The following is a 7,720-nucleotide window of genomic DNA, read 5'->3' on the forward strand; positions in this document are numbered from 1 at the left end:
GTTCAGATGGCTATTCTACGTTTGATTGGTTTTGGAAAAAAAGAAGAATTTAAGAAAGTGCTCGCAATTTTAAGAAAGAAAAAGCCTGATAGGACAAGGGCTCTATGAAATTTGTCGTGTACAGAGGCGCATATTTTAAAAGTCAGACATAAACATCATCTATAAACACCCACATTTCGATAAAAGTTAAATATAAAATCAATAACTAAGAACAGCTTGTATTCTTACTCAAGTTTTGATGTACTAAAATACAGGATAGCAATAATTCCGATAACAACATCTTTTACCACACAGTGTATCGATCCATCGCACTCAACAATAACTGCGATGGGATAAGGAGCAAGTAAATGTCAAATTATATGCCATCGATACGTTTCAGTTTGTTGTTATTTGCCATGACTCCTATTTTGATAAACATAAGCGGTTGTTCTAACAACCTTCAGCAAAAAAAAACCATAACAAATATGCATCAACTTCCCTATCCAACCATTGATAGAGAACTCGGTGAAAAATTACAGCCTGATGAAGAAATAATAGCGAATCAAATTACAGAGCAAATTGTTCAATCAATTCGAAGTCAATACTCCTCTGGCAATGCATTGAGAGATGCGCACCCAAAAGCGCATGGCTGCGTACGTGCAGAGTTTCATGTATCAAAATCTATACCCAAAAACTTAGCCCAAGGAATTTTTGTTCCTGATAAGACCTATTCAGCATGGATTCGTTTTTCTAATGCTTCTGGTGATGCCACAAGAGCAGATGATACAAAAGACGCGCGTGGTATGGCAATAAAATTGTTAGGTGTCCAAGGTAAAAAAATCTTGGAAAATGATGAGCAAGCGCTGACTCAAGATTTTATCATGATCAACCACCCTGTATTTTTCGTAGATGAACCTTTACGTTATTTATCTTTTATAGAAGATACAAATAGCAAAAGTACTTTAAAAAAATTGCATATCCCTTTCGCATTAGGTTTTAAAGGAACACTCAACGCATTGGGAGCAAGCAATTCAAAAATATCGAATCCAGTTCAAGCTCGCTATTGGTCAATGGTTCCCTATCAATTAGGATTAGGTGCTGATCGTCAAGCAGTAAAGTATTCAGCAAGACCTTGCTCCCTAAGTGCAGATACTATGCTTAATCAATCAGATCCTAACTTTTTGAGGGCAGCTCTACAAAATACCTTAAATAAGAAAGATGTATGTATGGAATTTCTTATACAACCAAGAACATCAAATAAAATGCTTGTAGAAACTTCGATGAATGAATGGAAAGAAGACAAGGCTCCTTTTTATAAAGTTGCAACCATTCATATTCCTCAACAGGTTTTTAGTACGCCTGATCAGAATAAATTTTGTGAAAACCTTTCATTTACGCCTTGGCATTCTCTACCTGAACATAAACCATTAGGTGCGATAAATAGATTACGTAAAGTAATATACGAAAATATAAGTATCGTCAGACATGAAATGAATTCTGCTCAGAGACAAGAGCCTAAATAGAAATGGGCTTTGTTTGATCCTACACAGTATTGTGGATAGTCGGTGCCCTCAAAACTCTTAAAATGTTTCTGTTCAAAGGCTTCTGGGATTAACCAGCCGTTTGCGGAATGCCTTCTGACGCGATTGTAGTAAACTTCAATATATTCAAACAAGACAGAGTTTGCCTCTTTTTTTGTAGAAAATACACTGTCATGTACCACATGTCCTTTTGATGTATGAAAAAAACTTTCTGTTACTGCGTTACCCCAGCATGAGCAGTATACTGCGCAAGGCTGCGCGACATACTTTCAAGACAGTTATTCGTTAATAATAGTGCTCTAAAATCACGACTGCAGTATTGACTGCCTTGGTCTGAATGGACCATGATATTCGTTGGATATTGAGGTGCAAGCACATAATTAAATGTGTCAAACACCAATTGACGGTCTATTCGATGGCCGGTTTGCCAACCAACAATTCGACAACTAAATAAATTGGTTTTGTTTCAATAACCTAACTCTGCTCTAGCAAAGATGATAAAGCAGTTTGTGATGCCAACTTATACCTTTAAACGTAAATGCAACATATGTGTCGCTATGGTATGACGAATATGATCTGCCCGATTTTTAAAATATCGTTCGCTTAAACCATATCCCGACAGATCTTCAGCCACTTGATAGCCCATTTGATTTACAGCTTGATGTAAAGCTTTAGGTTTAAATTGTCCTTTTAACGGCTCTTTTAAGAAACGTGTGAATTGAGAAACGAACATACTTCCAAAACGCTCCACCCCGTCCAATTCACGATAATCAATTGAATAATCCATCACCACTTCACTTTTTGCAGCAGCAATACTGCTAATAATTTTTAAAGTATGGAGTGTCGTTTGCGGTTCAAGATAATGGGTTGTACCTAACCATGAGAAAAATGCAGGTTGATTTTGTTGAAAGCCACTTCGAGCTAAAGCATTGGCAATAGACTCTTTTTCAAAATCAATTGGCACAAATTCAACATTGGTCGGGATTTCTCCAAACTCTTTCAGCTTTTTTTGTTTTGCTGCCTGAGTATCAGGATGGTCCACTTCAAAAATTTTGAGATTAGGATAGTGTTGAGCTTGGCGTAAAATAAACGAATCCAACCCAACCCCAACCAAGACATATTGTTGGATACCGTGTTGAATTGCTTGCTGCAAAGCATCTTCGGCATAACGTGAACGCCCAACCACCTGCCCTGTCAACAACCCCAAGCTTCGGTTAAACGTGGATGAGTTCATTACTTTAACGGTCAGTGGTGTCGTTAGTAATTTTTTCCAGCCCTGACTAGTCAACTCAAATGCAAACGGATCAGAAAATACTGGATTTTCAGCATTCTGAAAGTGATTTGCTCTTAATGCCGCCGCAGCCTCAGCCGTTCGGCTGGATTGTCCTTCTTTCATATCTTTTTCCCAAGTTCTTTATATTTGGCAAAAAATAAGCAGCAAATTCCATCCTAAGATAAAATTTACTGCCCTTTCACGATTTATTTAAAAATTAGTTGGTTTTTTCAGTCTGGTATGTCACTTGGTAATCATTCAAGTCCATACGTTTTAAACGTTGCTTCAACTTCTTCAACGACCACGGCCATGCAGCAAAGTTACGGCCATTTGCATCTAAATAATAACTCTTACAGCCACCCGCATTAAATACTGTGGTTTTAAGATGTTTTTGCACCAGCTCATTATGATGCTTGATCACTTCAGGCTTGATGTTCAACTTGGCAATGCCTTGGTCTCTGATTTTCAATAAACCATCAACAATATAATCCAGTTGCGCTTCTGCCAAACCAATGAATGAGTCATAGACCAGTACGTTTGGACCTAATACCAAGAATGCGTTTGGTACATTTTCAATACTTGTACCTAAATATGCTTCTGGAGAACTACTTTTCCATAAATCATTCAAGCATTCACCTTTCTCGTTTGAAACACGCTTACCAATAGGTGGATGTGAAACTTCAAAGCCTGTCCCCCAAATGATCACATCCACTTCATGACGTTCACCATTGGCAGACACCACAGTATTGTCTTCAACCTTGACCAATCCATGTGGAATGAGTTTAGTATTTGGTTGTTGTAAGGCTGGATAATAGTTGTTAGCGAACAATAAACGCTTACAACCAATGGTAAAGTTTGGCGTTACATTTTTGCGTAATTCAGGATCCTCAATCTGGAAACGTAGAATCAGTTTCGCTAACTCACCGACAGGCTTTAATACGGCTGGATTACGCAAACCAAAGTTGATTGCATTCAATGATTGAGCAACCGCTTGACGCCAAGTTTTTTGAATCAATGGAAATTTTTCAATTAATTTTTTGCTGATATCGCCCAAGTCAGTATCAGGCTTTGGTACGACCCACGGCGCAGTACGTTGGAATACATAGAGTTCTTTAGCTTTTGGCTGGATTTGTGGCACAAACTGAATGGCTGATGCGCCAGTTCCAATCACCGCAATACGTTTACCCGTTAGATCATAGTCATGATTCCATTTTGCTGAATGGAACATTTCACCCTTAAAGGTTTTCAGACCATCCAGTTTTGGAATTTGTGCCTCAGTAATTGGACCTGTGGCAAAAATCGCAGTACGCGACAAGAATTGCCCTTTATTGGTGTCCATCACCCATAAATTACGTTCATTGTCCCATTTAGCGCCCAACAACTCTGTACCGAATTCAATTTTCGAACTTACATTGAATTTTTCGCTAACTTCTTCTAAATAACTTAAGATCTCAGGCTGACGAGCAAATAAATGACTCCATTTAGCGCTTGGCGCAAATGAGTATGAATATAATGCTGATGGAACATCACAACCACAACCTGGATAGGTGTTTTCACGCCATGTGCCGCCGACACGCGTCGCTTTTTCAATAATCTTATAGTTGGTATAACCCACTTGATCAAGACGGATTGCAGTTGCAATACCTGAAATACCTGCACCTACGATAAATGTATCGTAAATGTGTGGAGGCAATGCTTTTTTGTCAGCAGAATTTAATTTTTTTGCTTGAGCTGTCATTAAAATTTCCTTTCATTTATTGCTCTGAAATAAGCGTATCTTTAATCTTATTTCAGTCATCAAAATCTTTTACCCGATAGGATTTACTTCATTAATCGGTACGATGTGCCCAAAAATTTTGCATATAAATTTGGTGCAGTACGTTTCATCAACCAGAATAATTTGGCATCAATTTGTGGGATGGTATAAAGCTCACCTTTGTCTAAACGATCCAATGTCAACTTTGCGACTTTATCACTGGTCGTAAACGCAAGATTGGTCAAGGCATAATCTAAAAGACCCTTATGTGGTACTTTGCCATTTTTGATGATATTGGTCGGGACTAACGTTGGACAAAGTACATTAACCTTAATGTTCGACTTTTTAAGTTCTGCTGACAGCGTTTCAGATAATGCACGTACACCCGCTTTGGAAACGTTATAAACAGTCATCTCTGGTGCTGCGGTAAAGGATGCTGCTGAAGCAACATTAATGATTGCACCATAACCTAATTGTTTGAATTTAGGTACAAAAGCACGACAACCATAGATAACCCCCCATAGGTTGATATCCATACACCATTTCCAGTCTTCTGATGACATTTCATCAAACTTACCACCAAGACCAATACCTGCATTATTAATCACCAAAGTAACAGGGCTCCGCATCAATTGTTCAGCTTGCTCAGCCAAATGATTAACCTGCTCTTCTTTCGCAACATCACATTGCACCGCAAAGGCCCTTTCCCCTTGTGCTTCAATCAAAGCCACCGTTTCTTTTGCTGCATCCAGATTGATGTCTGAACACACCACTGTGCCGCCACGTTTTGCCAGTTCAAGGGCAAAGCTACGCCCAATGCCACTGCCTGCACCTGTCACCACAGCAAAGGCTTGTTGGCTTGGTTTATTTTTTTTCTTACCAAATAGTCTCATCGTAATTCCATAATTAACCAATGTATTGATCAATACAAATTTATTTCCATCTCAAAACTGTTTTAAGCAGCTTGCACTTTTGGCGTAAATTCCTTCACAAAAAATGGATGTAGTGCTCCACCTTCTGATAATAATTTCTTTTCGTAATATGCAAAATAAGCAGACGCATCATGATCATTTGGATGGAAATCTGGACGTAAATAATCAAAAATTCGACTTTGCGTACTACCAAACACACCATCTTTTGGACTGAATACCAGTTTCACGCCACGTGCCGCATCTTTCCAGAATTTTGGAGTCAACATTTCCTGTGGTTTACGCAGTAAAGGCACCCATGTTGTGGTCATTGGAATAAGGCCTAGAATGGTAAAATACGCAAGGAAGAAACCAGCAATACGCAATGCATAGTTACCATTCAATTTTTGGTAAACGTCATAAGCCACATCTTTATGCTCAGATTCTTCCAGCATGTGCCACATCCACAAAGCACGTGTTTTGGTATCATCGGAGAAATAGAAGTTCTCTTCATGGGCCATCATGTATTCCGCCAGCACAGCAGTAAAATGCTCAATTCCAGCCATTAATGAAAGTTTCAATGGTTGTGGAAACTTTAAGAAAATATGATCAAAGAATTTTTCTCCCAGAAAACGATAGAGCTTTACCGGATAATCCAGTTCAACAATCGCATCGTTAAACTCATTGTGAAGTTTTGAGTGAATCGCCTCCTGACCAATCAATGACGTCACTCGCTGTCTTAAAATAGGATCTTTGAGTAAATCACGATGGTGACGTGCAGTTTCAATCACTAAATCTTCACCATAAGTCAGGAATACTGAAAGTGTCGCAAAGAAAAGTGTCGCAAACTGATTATTCATATAAAACGAAAGATCAACCTGTTTGCCTTCAAACCCAATTGCCAGATGGCGGATTGGAATACTTTTTTTACTTGCAAAATCAATTTGCTCAGTTATCGGGTTAGAATTAAATAAACTTAAACCTTTCTTTAATGTGTTGCTAATCATGGCTACACCTACCTACTTCACTTGAGCGTCACTTGCCCTTTACATTCTTTGAATCAGGTTCATCTCTTTTTGTATAGCTACATATTCTTTGAGTTACGAAAAAACATTCGGGAGATTTTTGTGAACCTAATTTCCTACTAGAAACAATGTAAACCGATCTTATGTTCGGATTCAATTCGGGTAAAACAATCAATTAAATAAGGTAATGATCAACACAAAAAGTTAGACATTTTTATTTAAAATTAAAATATCAAATTGACTAAATTTGAAATAATGCAATATATATCAATTATTTATTTTATTTAAAATACTTTAAGTCATCTTTATGTTTCATTGATATAAAAGAAATTATTATTTTTATTACACTGCATAACTTGATATTCAAAAGTATGTAATTTTGTTTGTTCGGATTATGTAGGCTGATCTTTTACTTCCATGTGGAGCATGCTAATCTGACATTATGTTCGGATTTATATAACAATATTTATGGGTACTCGAAAACCACGTCAAACTCGATCAAAAGTAACAGTAGATACGATTATTGAAGCAGGCTTTATCGCTGTTGCAACAAATGGTACGAGTGGAACCACAACACGTCACATCGCAGATATTGCAGGCGTCAGCGTCGGCTCTTTATACGAATATTTTAAAAATAAAGAAGAAATCTACGATGCAATGGCAAAATCATTTGTCAAAGAAGTTCTAGACATGGTTAAAGAACTAACACCTATTATAGTCGAAATGGAGTTAGAACCATTATTTGAAATGATTTTCTATACGTTCCGTGACTTGTTGACCCGTGACAATGACCGTTACCTGATCTGTCTACGATATGCAACTGAACTTAAATATGAACGCTATATTGGGCAAATTGAAATGGCATTGATGGAAGTTCTGATGAAATACATGATGCGCCACCCTAAATATTTGAAAGTGAGCAATTTGAGTGTTACGGCCTATATCAGCATCAATAGTAGTATTTTTAATGTGGCACGACATCTCATTTTGCCTAATCCACAAATTAGTTTCGATGAAATGGTCAAAGGTCTAAGTACCATGATCATTAGCTATATTGATGCAGAATTGTAAGCATCCAGTGAAGCCCACTTGAACTCAAGCAGGCTTCCAATTATGCGGCAGCAGCGCTTCGATATCTTTCATTTTATGTGTTGGCAGCCTTTTCAACACATCACTGAGATAGGCATACGGATCAAGACCATTCAGCTTGGCTGACTGGATTAAAGTCATGATGTTCG

7 protein-coding genes and 1 pseudogene are annotated in these 7,720 nt (G+C 37.9%); 2 read left to right on the forward strand and 6 right to left on the reverse strand.

Annotation, left to right across the window (positions count from 1 at the left end; translation table 11 throughout):
• Positions 1-347: 347 nt before the first annotated feature.
• Complete coding sequence (locus HYG88_RS14850; RefSeq protein ID WP_005159565.1) at positions 348-1,502, forward strand: catalase family protein; 1,155 nt, start codon at positions 348-350, stop codon at positions 1,500-1,502.
• Between the two features lie 19 nt (positions 1,503-1,521).
• On the opposite strand, the pseudogene HYG88_RS14855 reads toward HYG88_RS14850, so the two are convergent.
• From HYG88_RS14855 to HYG88_RS14875, 5 genes and pseudogenes are all read right to left on the reverse strand, one after another.
• A pseudogene (locus tag HYG88_RS14855) lies at positions 1,522-1,977 on the reverse strand (DDE-type integrase/transposase/recombinase); the annotation flags it as partial.
• 63 nt (positions 1,978-2,040) lie between these two features.
• Positions 2,041-2,916, reverse strand: a complete 876-nt coding sequence (locus tag HYG88_RS14860; RefSeq protein WP_178883361.1) for a class I SAM-dependent methyltransferase — start codon at positions 2,914-2,916, stop codon at positions 2,041-2,043.
• Between the two features lie 94 nt (positions 2,917-3,010).
• Positions 3,011-4,531, reverse strand: coding sequence for an NAD(P)/FAD-dependent oxidoreductase (locus tag HYG88_RS14865; RefSeq protein ID WP_005159561.1), 1,521 nt, complete (start codon positions 4,529-4,531; stop codon positions 3,011-3,013).
• 83 nt (positions 4,532-4,614) lie between these two features.
• Entirely contained in the window at positions 4,615-5,442 is an 828-nt protein-coding gene (locus tag HYG88_RS14870; protein ID WP_005159559.1) for an SDR family oxidoreductase, read from the reverse strand.
• 62 nt (positions 5,443-5,504) lie between these two features.
• Positions 5,505-6,464, reverse strand: a complete 960-nt coding sequence (locus tag HYG88_RS14875; protein WP_178883362.1) for a metal-dependent hydrolase — start codon at positions 6,462-6,464, stop codon at positions 5,505-5,507.
• Positions 6,465-6,950: 486 nt separating this feature from the next.
• Here HYG88_RS14875 and HYG88_RS14880 point away from each other — a divergent pair, with 486 nt between their 5' ends.
• A complete protein-coding gene (locus HYG88_RS14880) occupies positions 6,951-7,553 on the forward strand; it encodes a TetR/AcrR family transcriptional regulator (protein ID WP_005159556.1) in 603 nt (200 codons plus the stop codon).
• 24 nt (positions 7,554-7,577) lie between these two features.
• Here HYG88_RS14880 and HYG88_RS14885 read toward each other — a convergent pair.
• Positions 7,578-7,720, reverse strand: a 143-nt coding sequence (locus tag HYG88_RS14885) for a transposase domain-containing protein (protein WP_178882603.1), incomplete at its 5' end; no start/stop codon positions are given.

The organism is Acinetobacter sp. SwsAc4 (genome assembly GCF_013391535.1).
Lineage (GTDB): Bacteria > Pseudomonadota > Gammaproteobacteria > Pseudomonadales > Moraxellaceae > Acinetobacter.

Excerpts from the sequence above, each read along its gene's own strand:
- HYG88_RS14850 (WP_005159565.1), top strand. The coding sequence starts at position 348 with ATGTCAAATTATATGCCATCGATACGTTTCAGTTTGTTGTTATTTGCC.
- HYG88_RS14860 (WP_178883361.1), bottom strand. The coding sequence starts at position 2,916 with ATGAAAGAAGGACAATCCAGCCGAACGGCTGAGGCTGCGGCGGCATTA.
- HYG88_RS14865 (WP_005159561.1), bottom strand. The coding sequence starts at position 4,531 with ATGACAGCTCAAGCAAAAAAATTAAATTCTGCTGACAAAAAAGCATTG.
- HYG88_RS14875 (WP_178883362.1), bottom strand. The coding sequence starts at position 6,464 with ATGATTAGCAACACATTAAAGAAAGGTTTAAGTTTATTTAATTCTAAC.
- HYG88_RS14880 (WP_005159556.1), top strand. The coding sequence starts at position 6,951 with ATGGGTACTCGAAAACCACGTCAAACTCGATCAAAAGTAACAGTAGAT.
- HYG88_RS14870 (WP_005159559.1), bottom strand. The coding sequence starts at position 5,442 with ATGAGACTATTTGGTAAGAAAAAAAATAAACCAAGCCAACAAGCCTTT.